Source organism: Lamprobacter sp., from assembly GCF_034860625.1.
Taxonomy (GTDB): Bacteria; Pseudomonadota; Gammaproteobacteria; order Chromatiales; family Chromatiaceae; genus Lamprobacter.
This window is the reverse complement of the sequence record NZ_JAYESN010000037.1, coordinates 1-18,904: the sequence shown is the minus strand read 5'-3', so window position 1 is coordinate 18,904 and position 18,904 is coordinate 1. Positions and strand designations below refer to the sequence as shown.

The window sequence follows — 18,904 nt, the reverse complement described above, 5'->3', positions numbered from 1 at the left end:
GAGGCCTGAGGAGATCGACGCGAATCTCCGCTTGTGGGACGGTAAAGCTGGGCATAACTTGGGCTCGGGCTCGCGCAGAGGAGCGCAGCCCGTGGCAAAGTCAACCCGTCAACGGGCGACGCCAAAGCCCCCATCCTCGGTATATGGCGGGATGGGCAAACCGGCGATCTTGAGCCCCTGCAGCACAGGCCCCTCCGGAAACAGTCGGCGTAGATGACGGCGCCCGCCCTGCTCGGTAAATTCAGCATCGAGTCGATCGGAGAGATCTCGTCCACTCTCCGGCATGCCATGCTCGAGATAATAGGCGCGCAACGTCTCGATCACCTGCCAATGCTCGTCGCTCATCTCGATGCCGAGCGACTCCGCGGTACGGCGCCCCTCATCAGGGCTCCAGTCTTCGAGTTCGATCTCGCGGTCGATTTGCCGTGGGCTTGAAGTGTCAGGGTTGTCGATGACTTTTCGGATGTCTGCCATGGTCTGTCTCCTCATCTTGGTCTCTTGATGTTTAACGCTTCATGGCGGCCAAATTGGCGTGGCCAAGCCATTTCCAGCCTTCTCACCCATACGCGCGCATCCGCGCCGAGCTCAAGCAGCAGCGCGCCGAGGGCGGCGGCCCGCACGGGGCCGATAACAACAAGAGAAACGGTTTTCCAGGAACGCATATCTAAACGCACATCTAACAGGATGCTCGAGCTGTGGCGCCTTCGGTCAAAGTCAAAGCACAAAGCGTGCCATCTGCTCAATGACTCCCCAGCGCTCTCGCCAAGCCGCCTATCCCGCCTGCAGCAGAGATCGAATCACTGAAAGCGGCCCCGGTGATCAGATTCGCTGATGCGCTGTGCTACGCGGGCGAGGGAATCCGGGTCATTTCGAGCCATCCAGGCTTCACACAGGTTAAAGTCCAGAGCCAACGCGACTAGTGAGGCCTCAGCGTCCGCTGCCGCCAGCCAACCAATGAAGACTGCTCCCGGAGAACAGCTCGGCGGCCTCGCCGAGCGTCTCCGAGAGCGTTGGATGAGGATGGATGGTGCGCGCCAGATCCTCGGCGAGCGCGCCCATCTCAATGGCTAGCGCGGCCTCGGCGATCAGTCCCTCGGCGCCGCGTCCAACAACGCCGGCGCCAAGCACCAGGCCGCTCTTCGGATCGATGATGAGCTTGGTCAGACCGGACTCGGCGCTCAGGCTCAGCGCCCGGCCCGAGCCCTGCCAGGGAAAGCGGGTGACGCTGACCTTGCGCGCCTGCTCCTCGGCCTCAGCCTCGGTCAGGCCGCACCAGGCGATCTGCGGATCGGTGTAGATCACCGCCGGGATGGCCCGGGCGTCGAAGGCAGCCGGCCGCCCGCCGATCACCTCGGCCGCCACCCTGCCCTCGTGCATGGCTTCATGCGCGAGCTGCTGGCCGCCCGCGGCATCGCCAACGGCGAAGATCCGATCGGCGTTGGTGCGCCGTTCGGTGTCGACCTTGATAAAGCCTTGGTCGTCGGTCTCGACCCCGACCTCATCGAGTCCGAGGTCGCCGGTGTTCGGGCGGCGCCCGATCGCGACCAATACGCGATCGAACGACTGCTCGCGCGAGCCGTCGGCGTCCTCGAGCCTGACGTCCACCTGGTCTTGTCGCTCCTCGGCCGCCCGCACACGCGTCTCCAGCGCGATGGACTCAAACCGCTCCTTGAGCTGCTTGTGTAACGGCCCGACCAGTTCCGGATCGATGCCCGGCAGGAGTTGACCGGTCTGTTCGACCAGACTAACCCGCGAACCTAGCGCAGCGTAGACGCTGCCAAGCTCGAGCCCAACGTAGCCGCCGCCGACCACCAGCAGCCGCTCGGGGATGTCGGCCAACGCCAGGGCGCCGCTCGAGTCCATCATCCGCCCTTCCTGGCTCGTCTCCAGTCCCGGAGGCGCCAGTGGCTGCGAGCCGGTGGCGATGATTGCATACTCGAAATCGATGCTCGAGTACTCCGACGCCGAGAGCAGCAGCCGCCGCGGCCCGGCGAAACGCCCCCGGCCCTGGATGCGCTCGATGCCGCGCGCCTCGCAAAGGCCAGCAAGGCCCTTGGTCAGACGCTCGACGATGCCATCCTTCCAGCCACGCAACCGCTCGAGATCCCACTGCGGCTCGCCGACGCTGAGTCCCATCGCCTCGGCCTCGGCTGCGATCAGCGCGGTCTCGGCGGCCTGCAACAACGCCTTGGACGGGATACAACCCCGCTGCAGGCAGACACCGCCAAGCATCGGCTCATCGGTCACCAGCGTGACCTCCAGCCCGAGATCGGCGGCCCGGAATGCCGCCGCATACCCGCCTGGCCCAGCGCCTAGCACCAGCACCTGGGTCTCGACCGGCAGATCGCCCATCACCATCTCGACACCTCCATCACAACAGCTCCATCACAACACCCAGCCTGCGATTGCTCAGGCCGTCAGCAGCAGACGTTCGGGGTCCTGCAGTGCGGCAATGATCTCGTTCACGAAGCGAGCGGCGTCGGCACCGTCGTTGACCCGATGATCGAACCCGAGGCACAGCGGTAGGCGGAGCTGGGCACTCAGCGTCGGCTCGGCGGGATCACCCTCGGCAACCGGTTGCAGCGAGGCCCGCCCGAGCCCGAGGATGGCGACCTCCGGATGGCGGATGATCGGCGTGAACAGCGTCCCGCCGATGCCGCCAACATTGGTCAGCGTGAAGCTGCCGCCTTGCAGCTCGTCGCGCTCGGCCTTGGCCTCACGAGCGCGCTTGCTGAGGCGCACCAGCTCGACGGCGAGCTCGATGACGCTTTTGCGCTCGACATCGCGCAACACTGGCACCAGCAGACCCTGTCCGCTGTCGACGGCGACGCCGATGTTGTAGTAGCGCTTGATGACGATGTTGCCATCGTCTTCATCGAGGCTGGCATTGAAGAGCGGATACGCCTTCAGCGCGCCGACCAGGGCCTTCAATACCAGCACCGTGAGCGTCAGTTTGCCGCCCGCGTCTTCGACCTCGGCGGTGTGGGCCTGGCGAAACTGCTCCAGCGCCGTGATGTCGGCCGTGTCGTAATGCATCACATGCGGGATCTGCGCCCAGGAGCGCGCCATCTCGCGTGCCGTGGTGCGGCGAATCGAGCGCAGCGCGATCCGCTCGGTCTCGCCCCAGCGGGAAAAATCCGGTAGCGCGTATCCGCCCTCTCCAGCCGGCTTGCGACCTGCCTTAGGCTCTTTTGGCGACTCGTCTTGCGGCCCGTCTTGAGGCTCTGCTGACGGGTTCTCTCGCGACTCCTCTCGCGTCGCCTCCGCCGACGGTTCCTCTTGCTGTCGTTGCGGCTTGCTTTCGCTAGTGGACCCCGCTTCGCCACCCGCCTGCGGCTCGGGGCGCTCGGCAAACGCGCGCACATCCTCAGCCAGCACTCGACCGCCGGGGCCACTGCCTTCGACCGCCGCAAGATCGACGTCGAGCTCGCGGGCGATCCTACGGGTGGATGGCGCGGCCGGCGCCGGTCTGTCGCGGCTCTCCTGGTCCCGCTGCCCGTCGTCACCGCCAGTCGCAGACCGTCCGGCCTCTGCTTGAGGCTGCTCTGTTTCAGCGGTCTGTTCATCGGCCCCGGGCTTCTCGGTCCTGGGCTCCTTGGCACTGGGCTTATTGGCCTCTGGCTTATTCGTCTCTGACTGATCGGCGCTGGGCTCGGCGGAGACCGGGTGCTCGGCCTCTCCTTTCGGTGCCGCGGCGTCGCCGTCATCGCCGTCATCGCCGCTATCACCGCTATCGCCGTGGTCGCCGTTGCTATCGCCGTCGCCGTCGTCCCCGGAAATGATCATCAACAGGTCACCGACCCGAACCTGATCGCCGGTTTCGACCGCGATACGCTCGACGGTGCCGGTGTAGGGCGAGGGGATCTCGGTGGTCGCCTTATCGGTCTCGGCGGCAAGCACCGTCTCGCCTTCCTCGACCTGGTCGCCCACGGCGACGTTGATCTCGACGATCTCCGCCTCGTGGATGCCTTCACCCGGGTCCTGCAGTCGCAATTCTCTACTCATGCCCTACCCCTCAAGCCCTACCCCTCAAGCCTCGAGCACCTGATGTGCACTCGCGACGATGCGCGCGACATCCGGTAGATAGTCGGTCTCACGCGCGAAGAACGGCACTTGGGTGTCATAGCCGGTCACCCGCGCGATCGGCGCCTCCAGATACCAAAAGGCCTTCTCCACCAGCCGTGCCACAAGCTCAGCGCCGGGGCCGTAGCTGCGGTGTGCCTCGTGGACGATGACCACCCGGCCGGTGTGCCGCGCTGAGGCCGAGAGACGCGTATCGTCAAGCGGCGATAGGGTTAGCAGGTCGATCACCTCGGCCTCGATGTCCTCCTCGGCAAGCTGTTCGGCGGCCTTCAGCGTCGGCTGCAGCATGGCGCCCCAGCTGATCAGCGTTAGATCATCGCCATCACGCACCGTTTGTGATTCGCCGAGCGCCATCGGCTCGTCGTCATCGGGGACCTCCTCGCGGAACGCCCGATAGATGCGCTTGGGCTCAAGGAACACGACCGGATCAGGGTCGCGGATCGCAGCACGCAGCAGCGCTCTGGCGTTACGCGGCCCTGAGGGCGCAACCACCTTTAATCCCGGCGTATGGGTGTAGTAGACCTCCTTGCTCTCGGAGTGATGCTCAAGGGCGCGCACGCCGCCGCCATAGGGCATGCGCAGCACCAGCGACGCGCTGAAGCGACCGCGCGAACGCCAGCGCAACCGCGCCGCATGCGCCTCGAGCTGTTGCATGGCCAGATAGCTGAAGCCGGAGAATTGGATCTCGCAGACCGGGCGCAGCCCATAGGCGGCCATCCCGATCGAGACGCCAACGATGGCCGATTCGGCCAGCGGGGTATCGATCGCACGTTCGGCGCCGAAGCGATCGAGCAGTCCCTCGGTGATGCGAAACACGCCGCCGTCGACGCCGACATCCTCACCCAGCACCAGCACGGCGTCATCCTCGTCCATCGCCTCGCGCAACGCCTGGTTGAGCGCCTGCGCCATGGTCAGCTTCGCCATCGGTCAACCCTCCCCGAGTCGGCTCGCCATCTCCTCGCGCTGCTCGCGCAGTATCGGAGGGAGCTCGGCGTAGTTGTGCGCGAAGATGTCGAGCGGCTCATCGAGCGCTTCCATTGCCTGCTCGGTGTCACTCCAGGCCTCATCGATCTGCTCGCTAATCTCGTTCTCCAGTGCCTCCAGTCCGTCCTCGTCGAGGATGCCGCGCTCCTTGAGATAGCGCTGGATGCGCGGCAACGGCTCGCGCCGTTCCCACTCCTGGACCTCCTCCTCGCTGCGGTAGCGCGACGGATCATCGGCGGTGGTGTGCAGCGAGAGGCGGTAGGTGACGCATTCGATCAACGTTGGCCCGCCGCCGTTGCGCGCCCGCTCGACAGCCTCCCGGGCCGCCGCCAGCACCGCCAGCAGATCGTTGCCGTCGACCTGGAGACCGGGCATCCCATAGGCAAGCGCCTTTTGCGCCAGGGTCTTGGAGTGGGTCTGGTCCTCGCGCGGGATCGAGATGGCCCACTGGTTGTTCTGGCAGACGAACAGGGTCGGGGTCTTGAGGACGCTAGCGAAGTTCAGCGCCTCGTGGAAGTCGCCTTCGGAGGTCGCTCCATCGCCGAAGAACACCAGCGCGACGGCGTCGGTGCCGCGGTAACGGGCGGCATAGCCGAGCCCGACCGCATGCGGAATCTGCGTGGCGACTGGGATCGCGATCGGCAGGTCGTGGGCATCCTCGGCGATCGCCGCACCCTCATTGTAGCCGGCGTTGTAGAGCAGCAACGCCTTCAGTGGCGTGCCGCGCCAGATCGATGCGGCGAATTCACGAAACGACGGGACGACCCAATCGTCCTCGCGCAGCGCTGCCACCGTCCCCACTTGCGCCGCCTCTTGGCCGGAGACCGGGGCGAAGGTGCCAATCCGCCCCTGGCGCTGCAGGTTTAGCATCCGTTCGTCGAACCGTCGCGCCAGGAGCATCACCCGGTGCATCCGCGCGAGCTGCTCGTCGGAGACCTCCGGCGCCAGCGCCTCATCGAGGTTGCCATCCTCATCGAGGACCGACAGATACTCAACCTTGCAGTCTAGATCGATCGCTGTTCTCGGCATCGTGTCCTCCAGCCATGACTTTCCAACTGAAACAAGCAGTTCCAGTGCCATTGCCGGGCGATCATTGCCGAGCCCGCTGCTCCAACCATCGCTTGATCACCGGCAGGCCCACCGCATGTCCGCAGCGGTGGTGGATTGCCACCAAACCAGGGTCAGGTGCACCACCCTGTCAGACGCAAAGACAAAACAGACACGCCAGCGTTCTGGCATCGGTCTTGCTGCTTGATTGGGCGACCGTCACTCACCGCTGACCTTCGACGAGGTAAAGGACCGAATGACTGAATTCGATCACCGTTTGGAGAAGATAGGTGCATCTGCCGCGCAACCGGCGCTTGGTGGTCAATGAGGAGCCGGCGGTCGTCGAGCAGGAGTCGAATCTCCGCACCGTCATCGAGGCCGCCTTCTCGGCCATGGAGCGACGCCTCCAATCGGCCGGCGGGACGCGGCGCCGCGATGCGCTCAGACCGGCCAACGATGAGCCGCGCGGGCTCATCGTCCGCCTGTTTCCTGATGAGAGTTACGGCTTTCTGCGCACGCCATACGGTGAGGAGCACTATTTCCATCGCAACAGCGTGCTCCACGACAACTTCACTCGTCTCGCGGTCGGCACCGAGGTGCGCTTCGAGCCCGAGATGGGCGATGCTGGCCCGCAGGCGAACAGTGTTCAGATCGTCAACAAGCCCGGCGCACGCGAGACCGAGGACACCCAGGCTCGGGACGACGTCCCCCCTGGGTGGCAAAATACCGCCAGCTGAGGCGGCATCAAGCGTCCAAGGTCTCTCATGCTGATCCTCCGCCTGATTCCAGAGCCCAGGTCAGTCAAGACCCAGGTCGAAGTCTTCCTTGAATGGATTCTCCAAGCGTAGCCCACCGACGACGCGACCATCTTGCATATCTTCCGAAAGAAGCCGGGTTACGCCTGAGGCCTTGGCCGCTTCGACCAGCATGGCGTCCCAGAAGGAAAAGCGTTCCTCTTCTTTCAGGCGGATGGCTCCGGTCAAGGTACGAGCATCAGCGACGGTGACCGGGAAGAGCTCCATCCAGTCCTGCACCATAGCGGAGGCTTCTTCCGCCGGCATCTTGTGCTTGCGCGTCACCGCGTGGAAGAACTCGGCGAGCGCTTGCAGGGTGAGGACGCAATCCGTGTCGGGCAGTCGATCCATAATCTCCAACGCCTGCTGATGCCGCGTGCCGGCCTCCTTGTCGATGCTGTAGATCAGGATGTTGGTGTCGACACTGAAGCGTTGGAGCTTCATCGATCAGACTGATCGCCTCGATCGCGCTCGTGGAGCGTTTCCCGTTCGACCCGAAGACCGCCGAGCGCATAGCCATGATGCATCCGTTCGCGCAGACGCTCGCGGGCGGCGCGCTGGCCATCAGAAAGGTGCCGTTGAGCCTCGATGGGCATCATGCGGGCAATCGGTTTGCCACGCCGGGTGATGATGATCTCGGTGCCCTCCTCAACACGATCTAGATAACGCGAAAGATGCTGATTGGCTTCACGGATGGAGACGACTTCTTGCACAGGATTACCTTTGTAGGACGTTCTACATCCTTGGAACTTTAGATCGTCCAGGCCGACCCTGCAAGATCCAAATGACCCTGACTGACCTCTGGAACGCAACCGAAGTAACACTTTGCCGGCGCTCGTCTCAACAGACTTGACCCCAACTATCCACCTAAGACTAATAACAAAATTATTACGTCTTAAAAAGATAAGGCCGGCTGCTACCACGCCTCCTGCTCCGCGAGGCTTGAGAGCACGCGCATGGCCGCTCCCAGCTCGGCAGACAGGTCAACTGTGCCCTCCGGCTCCAGCTCCCGGGCGCGCGCCAGCACATCCCGCAGCCGGGTTGAGGCTCCATACAACGCTAACACTCGAGTGAGCACAGCCTCCTGCGGCGAGGATGCCGGGCAGCTCAGTGCCCCGCCCGTTGGCGCGAGCGCTTCCCGATATGCGCTCAGGAATCGACGGCAGATCCGACCACGCCAATCGACGATCGCATCGACCACAGGCCGGCGCTGGACAGCGCTCGACGGGTCGATACAGACCGCCTGCACCGCCTCGTCGGCAACTTCGTGAAACGACCTCAGGACCCGGGCCACATCGGCCAGCGGGCTCTGCTTGTCTGGCTTCGCTTTCGCGACGTGCTTCCAGTCGCCACCAAAATCGATGAAGACGATGTCGTTCTCGACCACCAGCATCCGGCTTAGCGCTAGATCGCCATGAACCCGGATGCGCAATGCATCGCAACCACCGGCACCGGACATCGACCGCAGCAAATCAGCGCGTTGCGCAAGCAGTGCCGTTGCCAACGGTCGTGCTTCCTCGGGCAATGCATCGCGTGAGCGTTCGAGCTGTGCCAGGGTTCGCCCCACGTCTTCGGCGAGCGAAGCGACCAAGGTCGCCTGATCTTCTGCGTCGATCCACTCCGGTGCGAAGGCAGCGCCGGCGTCTTCTCGAGCCAGCGCCCGATGAAGCTCGGCAAGGCGGCGTCCAAGGTTGTCGATCAGGGTCTCGTAGCTGAGGTGGGCCGCATCGGCCTGCCAGCCTTCGATGTGCTCGCCATAGGCATCGCAGAGCCGGGACAGCAGCTCGAGGGTGAAGGTCCGCAGATTGCCCTGGTTGTGGATGTACTCTTCGAGAACCGCCAAGGTGCAGCGGCCTTGCTGCTGATCGCTCTCATAGCTGAGCCAGCCTGCCAGCGCTGGGGTATTGGCGAAGCCGGCAAACTCCTGCAGGTAGTGCCGAATCTGGATGTTGGGGTCAAGCGCAGGTTCGACCGCAGTCGCCTCCTCGCCGGTCGGTGCGCTTCCTGCTGACTCGGCTGAGATCCTGGCGGATGCTGCGGTTGATGCTTCACTTGATGCGCTGGTGGACGCGCTAGTTGGTGTCCGAGGAGCACAAGGCAACAGCTTGAGCATCAATTGATCGCCGAGGGCGGCACTGTGACCGCGATCCTCCGGCGGGACGCGAACCTCAGCCCCGGCACAATCGGCGGTCAAGCGCCGGAAGGCATCGGTGGGCTGCGCCGAAAGCAGACCCTCACCCAAGACCATCCGCGCGCCGCTGCCGATCAGCTCAATCATGGCGTGCACGAAGCGCGGGTCCGCAAGCGCATCGCAGAGCTGACCCGGGGTCGCATGGCGGCGCGCTCGCGCAAGCGTCGTCGCTGCCGGTGGCGCTGCATTGAGCTCGGCGCCATCTTCTTGCCACGGCAGCCAGAGTGGCAAGAGCAACTGCGCTTGGGTGCCATCGGCGAGCTCGACGCTGATCAGGGTCAGGAGCCAGTCGCGCCAGATCTCAATGGCGCTGAGCTGCACGGCAGATAGTGGCGCACCCCCCAGCAGACTCCCCAACTCGTCCCCCAGCACAATCTGAAAACGGTTGTCGAGATAACCAGGAAGCACCCGCTCCTCCAGCAGGCGCAGCGCCCGCCGCGCCGGTTCCGGCCGTTTTGCCCGCTCCGGGCTCAGGCTCTTCCACCCTTCCGGCAACACCAGCGTCGCCAGCCGCGGCGCCGGCAACCGTTCGTCATGCCATGAGGGGGCATCGGCCTCATCCGAGAGCAGAAACCAATAGAAGCCGTGGCCCGCGAGGGTGAGCAGATAGGGCAGCTCGCCGATCGGCGGAAACGGCGTGCGACCGAGCAGCTCGATCGGCACGCGCCCTTGAAACCGCGCCAGATCCAGCTCGACTGGCTGGGCCCCGCGGCTCAGATTGACGACGCAGAGGAGGATCTCGTGCTTGTCTCTTGCGTCGTCCGGAATCGGGTCGGTAGCGGTCGATTCACGCACATAGGCGAGCACCTTACGGTTGCCCGGATGCAGGAACTCGATACTGCCGCGCCCGAAGACCCGATGCGCCTTGCGCACCTCGATGATGCGGCGCATCCAGTTCAGCAATGATGAGGCTGAGCGGGACTGGGCCTCGGCATTGACCGACTGATAGCCATAGACCGCATCCATGATCGGCGGCAGATAGAGGCGCTCCGGATCAGCGCGGGAGAAGCCGGCGTTGCGGTCAGGCGTCCACTGCATGGGGGTGCGCACCGCGTTGCGGTCGCCGAGATAGATGTTGTCGCCCATGCCGAGCTCGTCGCCATAGTAGAGGATCGGCGAGCCCGGCATCGACAAGAGCAGGCTGAACATCAGCCGGATCTTGGTCGGATTGTTGTCGAGCAGCGGTGCAAGCCGTCGACGGATGCCGACATTGACGCGCATGCGCGGGTCCGTCGCATAGGTCTGGTACATGTAATCGCGCTCGCGGTCGCTGACCATCTCCAGGGTCAGCTCGTCGTGATTGCGCAGGAACAGCGCCCACTGACAATCGGCCGGGATGTCGGGGGTCTGCTCCATGATCTCGACGATCGGATGCCGATCCTCCTGGGCCAGCGCCATGTACATGCGCGGCATCAATGGGAAGTGGTAGGCGACGTGGCACTCGTCGCTATCGCCGAAGTAATCGCGCACATCCTCGGGCCATTGATTGGCCTCGGCCAGGAACATCCGGTTCTCATAATGGGCGTCGACCACCGCGCGCATCTGCTTGATGACCGCATGGGTCTCGGGCAGGTTCTCGTTGCTGGTGCCATCGCGCACGCAGAGGTACGGGATCGCATCGAGGCGCAGGCCGTCGACGCCCAGGTCGAGCCAGGCCCGCATCACCCGGATCATCGCCTTCACCACCTGCGGGTTGTTGTGGTTCAGATCGGGTTGATGCGAGAAGAACCGGTGCCAGTAGTACTGTTCTGCCACCGGGTCCCAGGTCCAGTTCGAGGCCTCGCTGTCGGTGAAGATGATGCGGGTCTCGGAGAAGCGGCTGTCGTCGTCGCTCCAGACGTAGAAATTGCGCTTGTTGGAGCCCTTCGGTGCCCGGCGCGCGGCCTGGAACCAGGGATGCTGATCGGAGGTGTGATTGATGATCAGCTCAACGATCACCCGAATGCCACGGCGGTGCGCGGCGCTGATGAAACGACGGACGTCGCGTTTGCTGCCATAGGCCGGGTGGACATTGCGATAGTCGCTGATGTCATATCCATCATCGCGCATCGGCGACGGATAGAACGGCAGCAGCCAGATCGCGTTGACGCCGAGCGCCTGGACGTAATCGAGCTTTTCGGTGAGACCACGGAAATCGCCGGTGCCATCGCCATCGGTATCGAAGAAGGCCTTGACGTGCGTCTGGTAGATGATCGCGTCTTTGTACCAGAGCGGATCAGCGGCGACGGTCTCGAGATCGGGAAGGTCAGGCATAAGGATGCGGGTCGGCCTCTGCGTTGACCCTGCGTTTTGGCCGCAGGCGTTGACGCAGGACTCAATGGGCTCGGCTGAGGGTCATACCGACAGCCTTTGCAATGGTTGGACCAGCCAAGCAAACGCTTGCTCCCTGTTGCCGAGATCTGACCAGGACTAATCCATCCGCCAGCATCCGGCTGCAGCCCGCAGACCCATTGATGCACCCCGCCCACGGTGGAGCCCAAAGCCACCGCAACCCGAATCGTCACGGCAGCCCATCGCAGCCGTCTCGCCTGGTTCATGGCAACCAGACTATGGGGCAAATCCACCAGCATCAGTGCCAGCGGAGCAATGCCGAGCATCGTCGGATGGCACGCGTGCCCGGCCCACCCCCTCGGCGGTAGCACCAAGACTGAGTCCAGTCACAGCGCCTGATAACAGCACCTGATAACAGCACCTGATAACAACACCTGCGCGCGGATCAAAAGCCCCTGTAGCTGGAGTCAGCTGTGATCGGAGTCGACCGACATTCGCCGGGTCAAGCGAATGCCATTGGACTGGCATAGCGCATGCATTTGGCGGCAGTGCGCTAAGGCGAACCTTCAGCAATACCTCAAAGCCAAACAGGAAGCCCGCCATGTCGACCTCGAAACACCGGATGCCCTTCGGCGCGGAATCTCTGTCCGACGGCAGCGTTTGCTTTCGCCTCTGGGCACCGGCGGCCGATCAGGTGGCGCTCCAACTCTTCGATGGTGATGACAAGCAAAGCTTCGGCATGAACAACGCTGGCGACGGCTGGTTCGAGCTGACGACGGCGAATGCCCGCTCAGGGATGCGCTACGCCTTCCGCATCGCCGGCGAGCGCGTCGAAGGCCAGCAGACCGTGCCCGACCCCGCCTCCCGCTTCCAGCCAGCCGACGTCCACGGCCCGAGCGAGATCATCGAGCCCAATGATTTCCGCTGGCCGGACGGCGAGCCCTGGCGTGGACGCCCGTGGGAAGAAGCGGTCTGCTACGAACTGCATCTCGGCACCTTTTCGGCCGAGGGCACCTTTGCTGGCGCGGCCAAGCGACTGGACCAGCTCGCTGATCTCGGCGTCACGGTTGTAGAGCTGATGCCGGTGGCGGCATTTCCCGGTCAGCGCAACTGGGGCTACGACGGCGTGCTGCCGTTTGCGCCAGACGCCAGCTACGGCCGCCCCGAGAACCTCAAGGCCCTGGTGCAAGCCGCCCATGATCGAGGCCTGATGATCCTGCTCGACGTCGTCTACAACCATTTCGGCCCCGAGGGCAACTACCTGCACCTCTACGCCCCACAGTTCTTCAACGAGCGACACCAAACCCCCTGGGGGGCGGCAATCAACTTCGATGGCGCTGACAACCGCAATGTGCGTGACTTCTTCATCCACAACGCGCTGTACTGGCTCGAGGAGTATCGTTTCGACGGCCTACGCCTGGATGCCGTGCATGCGATCGCCGACGACTCCGAGCCAGATATCCTGACCGAGCTGGCCGAGACGGCTCAGGATCAGCTCGGGCACCGACGACTGGTGCACCTGGTGCTTGAGAACGACGGCAACGAGTCCCGCTATCTCAACCGGCGCCCTAATGGCATGGCCTACTGGTACCGGGCGCAATGGAACGACGATTTCCATCATGCCGCCCATGTGCTGATCACCGGCGAGCAAGATGGCTACTACGTCGACTTCGCCGAAGAGCCGGCGCGTCACCTGGCACGCTGTCTCGCCGAGGGCTTCGCCTATCAGGGCGATCCGTCGCCATTCCGCGACGGCGCCCGACGCGGCGAGCCGAGCGCTGGCTTGCCACCAAGCGCCTTCATCAACCTGCTACAGAATCATGATCAGATCGGCAATCGCGCCTTTGGCGAACGCATCGCCACGCTCGCCGTTCCCGAGGCACTGCGCGCGCTCAGCGCGGTGATGTTGCTGGCGCCGTCGCCACCCTTGCTGTTCATGGGGCAGGAATTCATGACCGAGATCCCGTTCCTGTTCTTCTGCGACTTCGGCGACGACCTCGCCGACTCCGTCACCGAGGGACGGCGGCGCGAATTCCAGCGCTTCGAGCGCTTCGCTGATCCGCAGGCACGCAAGGCCATCCCAGACCCAAACGACCCGGCCACCTTCGAGCGCTGCCGGCTCGACTGGGACGCGCTCGAGCGTGACTCCCGCCACCGCGAGTGGTGGCTCTTCCATCAGCAGCTCCTGCGGCTGCGCCAGCACGAGATCGTGCCGCGTCTGGCCGGAGTCGATCTCGGGCAGCGCCGCTTTGAGACCTTCGCCAGCCGTGCCATCCAGGTGCAATGGCGGCTCAATGACGGCGCTGTCTTGACCCTGACGGCGAACCTCAGCGACGCCGAGCGCCGCTATGACGCGCTGCCGCTACCGGCAGCGGGCGACGCCCTGTACCTGGAGCCATCCGGTCTCGGCGACGCACTCGCGCAACAGCAGCTGCCGCCCTGGGCGGTCGCTTGGCACCTGACCTCAGCAGCGGGGCAGCCGGCGCTGCACCCGGGTCCGCGCGATCGACAACAGGCCGGGGCAGACAGCCAGGACGCCGAGGGCTGAGCAATGAGTAGAACACCGGAGTTCGAGCGTCTCTGCGCGCAGTGCGGGATCGCCGCGACCTATGAGGATGTTGAAGGCCATCAGCATCAAGCCGAGGACGGCACTCGACGCGCCCTGTTAAAAGCGCTCGGCGTCAAGGTTGGCGACCCGGCGACAGAGGCGCGGAGTCTCGCATGGACGATCGACCAGGAGTGGCAACAGGTTGTGGCGCCGGTCATCGTGCATCGACAAGGCGATGAGGCGCCAATGCTCGCACTGAGCCTGCCTGAGCAATCGGATCTGGCGAGGGTGCGCCTTGTCTTCACGGGAGAATCAGGCGCCACCGCCGAAGCTGAGCTCGTTTTGAGCAGACTGCCGATCGACGAGCAGCGCGAGATCGATGGCCACCGCTGGCAGCGCCGGACCATCGCGGTGCCGGCGCCAACCGAGATCGGCTATCACCAGCTGAGGATCGATTCGCCAGCCGACCGGGTTCTGGCGCAGACGCGCGTCATCGTTGCCCCGCGTCGCTGCTGGCAGCCTGACGCAGAGGATCGAGGCGCCCAGGCAGGGGATGCGGATCGTGACTGGGGACTCGTCACCCAGCTGCATGCGCTGCGCACCGCGCACAACTGGGGCATCGGTGACTTCACCGATCTCACTCGACTGGTCGAGACGGCGGCAGAAGCCGGTGCTGGTGCTGTCGGCTTGAGCCCGCTGCACGCGCTCTTCCTGACCCAGCCCGAGCGCTGTAATCCCTATGGCCCGTCGAGCCGCCGGTTTCTCAATCCACTGCACATCGACGTCGAAGCCGTCGCCGAGCTGGGCGACTGTGCGGCGGCACGGGAGCTGATCGACGGCGACGAGTTCAAGGCGCTGCTGCGCGCGCTGCGCAGCGCGGCCATGGTCGATCAGGCTGCAGTCACCGACGCCAAGCTGAAGGTGCTCAGACTGCTATTCCAGCAGTTTCGGCAACACCAACCCGCCCCTAAAGGACCCCGCGCGACGGCATTCCAGGCCTTCCGCGATGAGCAGGGCGAGCCGTTGCAGCGCTTCGCGATCTATCAAGCGCTGAGCGAGCATTTCGCGGCTGCGGAGCAAGGCCCGCTGCGCGATCAGCAGTGGCCCGCAGCCTACCAGGACCCAGGTTCCGATGTGGTCGCCGCGTTCGCCCGCGAGCACGCCGAGCGCGTCGACTTCTTCGCCTGGCTGCAATGGCTCGCGCAGATGCAGCTCGAGTCAATCGGCGCCCGCTGCGCTGAGCTCGGCATGGCGCAGGGGCTGGTGCTGGATCTTGCAGTCGGTGCCGCACCAGATGGCGCCGACCATTGGGTCCTACCGGGCCTCTATATCCAAGGCGCCCATGTCGGTGCACCGCCGGATGATTTCAGCCCCAAAGGTCAGAACTGGAATGTCTTAGCTTGGCATCCGAAGGCATTGCGCGCAGCCGGCTACGCGCCGTTCGCAGACGAGCTGCGCGCCAACATGCGCGCCGCGGGCGGCCTGCGCATCGACCATGTGATGGGCCTGATGCGGCTGTTCCTGATCCCGGACGGTGCGCCGCCGACCGCCGGGACCTATCTCAGCTACCGGCTGGATGAGCTGCTCGGCGTGCTCGCGCTCGAGAGTGTGCGCAACCGCTGCCTGATCATCGGCGAGGATCTGGGCACGGTGCCGGCGCGTATCCGCAAGGTGATCCCGGACTGGGGCATCCTCTCCACCCGCGTGCTCTACTTTGAGCGCGCCGACGACGGTGGCTTTCTCGAGCCGCCGGCCTTCGAGCCGAACGCCATGGTCACTGCCGGCACCCATGATCTACCGCCACTGGCCGGCTTCTGGCAGGGCATCGATCTCGAGCAAAGGCGCGAGCTGGGGCTATTCCCAAGCCAGCAGGACTATGACAAGCGCCTGCTGCAGCGCACCCAGGACCGCACCTGGCTGTTTTTGGCGCTGAAGCACCAGGGCCTGCTGAACGACCATGAGGGCGCGGACCCGGTGGACGTGCCCAGTCTCGGCCCCGAGCACTTGCGGGCGATCCATGTCTATCTGGCACGCACGCCCTCGCGGCTGTTACTGATCCAAACCGCGGACCTGCTCGCCGAGACCGAGCAGATCAACCTGCCAGGCAGCGGCGAGCGCTATCCGAACTGGCGCCGTCGCCAACCCCTGCAGCTCGAGCACTGGCTGGAGCAACCCGAGATCCAAGGTCTGCTCGCGGCCGTTCGCGCCGAGCGCGGCAGCTCAGCAACCCGTTTTACCGCCTCGGAGCAGCCCGAGATCGATTCCCAAGCCGGCGCCGCATCAGGCTCCGCTCAGACCGACAATGGCCAGACCCGCTCTTGCCAGAATCAATCTGGCCCGATCAACGCTGACCAGAACAACGCTGACCAGATCCACTCTGGGCAGCCCAACGCTGACCAGACCCACTCTGGGCAGACCAATGCCGCTCAGACTCAGGTTGGTCAGACTCAGAATGGGCGGGCGAACACTGGGCAGCCTTCTAGCGACCAAGCCGGCGCGAAATCGAACAGCGAGACACCGCTGCAAGCGCCGATTCCTCGCGCCACCTATCGTCTACAACTGCACAAGGACTTTGGCTTCGCCGCCGCCACCGAACTCGTGCCTTACCTCGCTGACCTCGGCATCAGCCACTGCTACTTCTCGCCCTACCTCAAGGCCAGGCCCGGCAGCACCCATGGCTATGACGTCGTCGACCACAGCCAGCTCAACCCCGAGCTTGGCAGCCAGGCGGACTATGATCGCCTGTGCGAGACCTTGGCCGCGCACGGCATGGGCCAGATCCTTGACCTGGTGCCCAATCATGTCGGCATCATGGGCAGCGAGAATCCCTGGTGGCTCGACGTGCTCGAGAACGGCCCGGCCTCGGATCATGCCGGCTTCTTCGACATCGACTGGCGACCGCTCAAGCAGGAGCTGCACGACAAGGTCTTGGTGCCGGTGCTCGGCGATCACTACGGCGACCTGCTCGACCAAGGCGAGCTGAAGCTGGTCTTCGCCGACGGTGCCTTCCGGGTTGAGTACTACGAGCACCATTTTCCGATCGATCCGCGCGAGTATCCGCGCATCCTCGCGCCGGGTCTGGCATCACTGCGCGAGCGGCTCAATCCAGATCATCCAGCACGCGAGCGGCTCAAGCCGGGAGATCCGGCAGCTGATCGGACTGTTGATCAAGAAGCTGTTGATCCAGAGCTGGCCAGCTTTGAGAGCCTCATCACCGCCTTCGGCAACCTGCCACCGCGTAGCGCGCGCGATGAAACCGCGATCAGCGAGCGCTATCGCGACAAGGAGCTGCACAAACAGCGCCTCGCCCAGCTGTGTCAGGACAACGCCGACCTGCAGCGCTACATCCAGGACTGCCTGCAAGTCTATAACGGCGCCGACAACTACCCGGCGGACAGCGAGCGACTGCATGCGCTGCTCGAGGCGCAAGCCTACCGCCTCGCTCACTGGCGCGTCGCCGCCGACGAGATCAACTATCGGCGCTTCTTCGATATCAACGATCTCGCCGCTCTGAGGATGGAGAACCTAAAGGCCTTCGAGGCCTCCCATGAGCGGGTGCTGCAGCTGATTGCCGAGGGCCGCGTGCAGGGGCTGCGGATCGACCATCCGGACGGGCTGTTTGATCCGGCCGCCTACTTTCGCCGCCTGCAGCGGCGCGCGGCGGAGGTCCTGCAGCCGCAGCGCCCGCCTTCAGACGCCGATCGCCCGCTGTATCTGGCGGCCGAGAAGATCCTGGTCGGCGACGAGCAGCTGCGCGACGACTGGCCCGTGCACGGCACCACCGGCTACGACTTCGCGACGCTCTGCGATGCCCTCTTCGTCGACAGCGATGGCGAGACCGAGCTTGATCGCTGCTACCAAGCTTTCATCGGTGCCAGCTCAGACTCAGGCTCAGGCTCAGAATCAGACTCAGGAAGACAACAGTATGCCGACGAGGCCTATGCGGCCAAGCGGCTAGTGATGAAAAACCTACTCTCCAGCGAGCTGCACGTACTCGCGAGCGAGGCCGCTCGCATCGCCGAGATGGACCCACATACCCGTGATTACACCCTCGATGCGCTGCGCAGTGCACTGATGGAGGTCGTCGCCTGCTTTCCGGTCTATCGCACCTACATCACCGATCAGGGCGTCTCCACCGCCGATCGCAATCAGGTGCTGAAGGCGGTCGCGGAGGCCCGGCGCCGCAGCCAGATGCCGGATCAGTCGGTGTTTGAATTCGTCCGCGACCTGCTGCTGACCGACATCGCCGCCGGCAAGCCAGCGCCGTACCGGGAGCGCGTGCTGCGCCTGGCGATGAAGCTCCAGCAGTACAGCAGTCCGGTCACCGCCAAGGGCGTCGAAGACACCAGCTTCTATCGCTGGCACCGTCTGAGCTCGCTGAACGAGGTCGGCGGCAACCCTGAGCGCTTCGGGCTCTCGCTCGAAAGCTTCCACCGCGCCAACGAGCGACGCCAGGCCCAATGGCCGCATGCGATGTTGACCGGATCGACCCACGACAGCAAGCGCTCCGAGGATCTGCGCTCGCGTCTGCACGTCCTCTCCGAGCTGCCGCTCGCCTGGCGAGAGCATGTCGAGCGCTGGGCACGACTGAATCGACGCTTTCGCCGCAGCGGCGAGGGCCGAGACCCACTCGGCGCGGATGCGGTGACCTGGCCCGATGCCAACACCGAGTATCTGCTCTATCAGACCTTGCTCGGTGTCTGGCCCTTGCAGACACCCGACGACCGAGGCTGGCAACAGCTTCGCGAGCGCATCCAGGCTTATATGAGCAAGGCGGTCAAGGAGGCCAAGGTCCACACCGCCTGGACCAATGCCGACGCCGATTATGAGGCCACGCTCGAAGCCTTTATCGATGCCGTGCTCGATCGCGAGCGCAGCAGTGCTTTCTTCGAGGATTTCATCCCATTCCAGCAGCGCGTCGCCCAGCTCGGGCTGCTCAACAGCCTCTCTCAAACCCTGCTGCGACTGACCTCGCCGGGACTACCC

At 64.6% G+C, this 18,904-nt stretch carries 11 protein-coding genes; 3 read left to right on the top strand and 8 right to left on the bottom strand.

The window, feature by feature from the left end:
* Positions 1-108 precede the first annotated feature (108 nt).
* The 5 genes from VBE63_RS11600 to pdhA all read right to left on the bottom strand — a co-directional run bounded on the left by VBE63_RS11600 (position 109) and on the right by pdhA (position 6,096).
* Positions 109-474 carry a TusE/DsrC/DsvC family sulfur relay protein gene (locus tag VBE63_RS11600; protein ID WP_323683186.1) on the bottom strand — a complete coding sequence of 122 codons (366 nt, stop codon included), beginning with the start codon at positions 472-474 and terminating at the stop codon, positions 109-111.
* A 453-nt stretch (positions 475-927) separates the two neighbouring features.
* Positions 928-2,358 (bottom strand): dihydrolipoyl dehydrogenase, encoded by a 1,431-nt coding sequence (gene lpdA, locus VBE63_RS11595; RefSeq protein ID WP_323683185.1) that lies wholly within the window; start codon positions 2,356-2,358, stop codon positions 928-930.
* 51 nt (positions 2,359-2,409) lie between these two features.
* Positions 2,410-4,005 carry a 2-oxo acid dehydrogenase subunit E2 gene (locus VBE63_RS11590; RefSeq protein WP_323683184.1) on the bottom strand — a complete coding sequence of 532 codons (1,596 nt, stop codon included), beginning with the start codon at positions 4,003-4,005 and terminating at the stop codon, positions 2,410-2,412.
* A gap of 24 nt (positions 4,006-4,029) precedes the next feature.
* Positions 4,030-5,007 carry an alpha-ketoacid dehydrogenase subunit beta gene (locus VBE63_RS11585; RefSeq protein ID WP_323683183.1) on the bottom strand — a complete coding sequence of 326 codons (978 nt, stop codon included), beginning with the start codon at positions 5,005-5,007 and terminating at the stop codon, positions 4,030-4,032.
* A gap of 3 nt (positions 5,008-5,010) precedes the next feature.
* Positions 5,011-6,096, bottom strand: a complete 1,086-nt coding sequence (pdhA, locus tag VBE63_RS11580; protein WP_323683182.1) for a pyruvate dehydrogenase (acetyl-transferring) E1 component subunit alpha — start codon at positions 6,094-6,096, stop codon at positions 5,011-5,013.
* 308 nt (positions 6,097-6,404) lie between these two features.
* Here pdhA and VBE63_RS11575 point away from each other — a divergent pair, with 308 nt between their 5' ends.
* Positions 6,405-6,851, top strand: coding sequence for a cold-shock protein (locus VBE63_RS11575; protein WP_323683181.1), 447 nt, complete (start codon positions 6,405-6,407; stop codon positions 6,849-6,851).
* A 60-nt stretch (positions 6,852-6,911) separates the two neighbouring features.
* Here the strand turns inward: VBE63_RS11575 and VBE63_RS11570 are convergent, their stop codons facing one another.
* From VBE63_RS11570 to treS, 3 genes are all read right to left on the bottom strand, one after another.
* Positions 6,912-7,352: a PIN domain-containing protein gene (locus tag VBE63_RS11570; RefSeq protein WP_323683180.1), complete on the bottom strand. Its 441-nt coding sequence runs from the start codon at positions 7,350-7,352 to the stop codon at positions 6,912-6,914.
* Complete coding sequence (locus tag VBE63_RS11565; RefSeq protein WP_323683179.1) at positions 7,349-7,621, bottom strand: type II toxin-antitoxin system prevent-host-death family antitoxin; 273 nt, start codon at positions 7,619-7,621, stop codon at positions 7,349-7,351. The genes VBE63_RS11570 and VBE63_RS11565 overlap by 4 nt, the downstream gene beginning before the upstream one ends.
* A gap of 203 nt (positions 7,622-7,824) precedes the next feature.
* Entirely contained in the window at positions 7,825-11,352 is a 3,528-nt protein-coding gene (gene treS, locus VBE63_RS11560; protein WP_323683178.1) for a maltose alpha-D-glucosyltransferase, read from the bottom strand.
* Between the two features lie 619 nt (positions 11,353-11,971).
* On the opposite strand from treS, the gene treZ reads away from it, so the two are divergent.
* The gene (gene treZ / locus VBE63_RS11555) at positions 11,972-13,918 is read left to right on the top strand and encodes a malto-oligosyltrehalose trehalohydrolase (RefSeq protein WP_323683177.1); all 1,947 of its coding nucleotides are present in this window, start codon (positions 11,972-11,974) and stop codon (positions 13,916-13,918) included.
* A gap of 3 nt (positions 13,919-13,921) precedes the next feature.
* On the top strand, positions 13,922-18,904 hold a 4,983-nt coding region (treY, locus tag VBE63_RS11550), incomplete at its 3' end, for a malto-oligosyltrehalose synthase (protein WP_323683176.1).

Coding starts and splice junctions, on each gene's coding strand:
- VBE63_RS11600 (WP_323683186.1), bottom strand. CDS start 474: ATGGCAGACATCCGAAAAGTCATCGACAACCCTGACACTTCAAGCCCA.
- lpdA (WP_323683185.1), bottom strand. CDS start 2,358: ATGGTGATGGGCGATCTGCCGGTCGAGACCCAGGTGCTGGTGCTAGGC.
- VBE63_RS11590 (WP_323683184.1), bottom strand. CDS start 4,005: ATGAGTAGAGAATTGCGACTGCAGGACCCGGGTGAAGGCATCCACGAG.
- VBE63_RS11585 (WP_323683183.1), bottom strand. CDS start 5,007: ATGGCGAAGCTGACCATGGCGCAGGCGCTCAACCAGGCGTTGCGCGAG.
- pdhA (WP_323683182.1), bottom strand. CDS start 6,096: ATGCCGAGAACAGCGATCGATCTAGACTGCAAGGTTGAGTATCTGTCG.
- VBE63_RS11570 (WP_323683180.1), bottom strand. CDS start 7,352: ATGAAGCTCCAACGCTTCAGTGTCGACACCAACATCCTGATCTACAGC.
- treS (WP_323683178.1), bottom strand. CDS start 11,352: ATGCCTGACCTTCCCGATCTCGAGACCGTCGCCGCTGATCCGCTCTGG.
- treZ (WP_323683177.1), top strand. CDS start 11,972: ATGTCGACCTCGAAACACCGGATGCCCTTCGGCGCGGAATCTCTGTCC.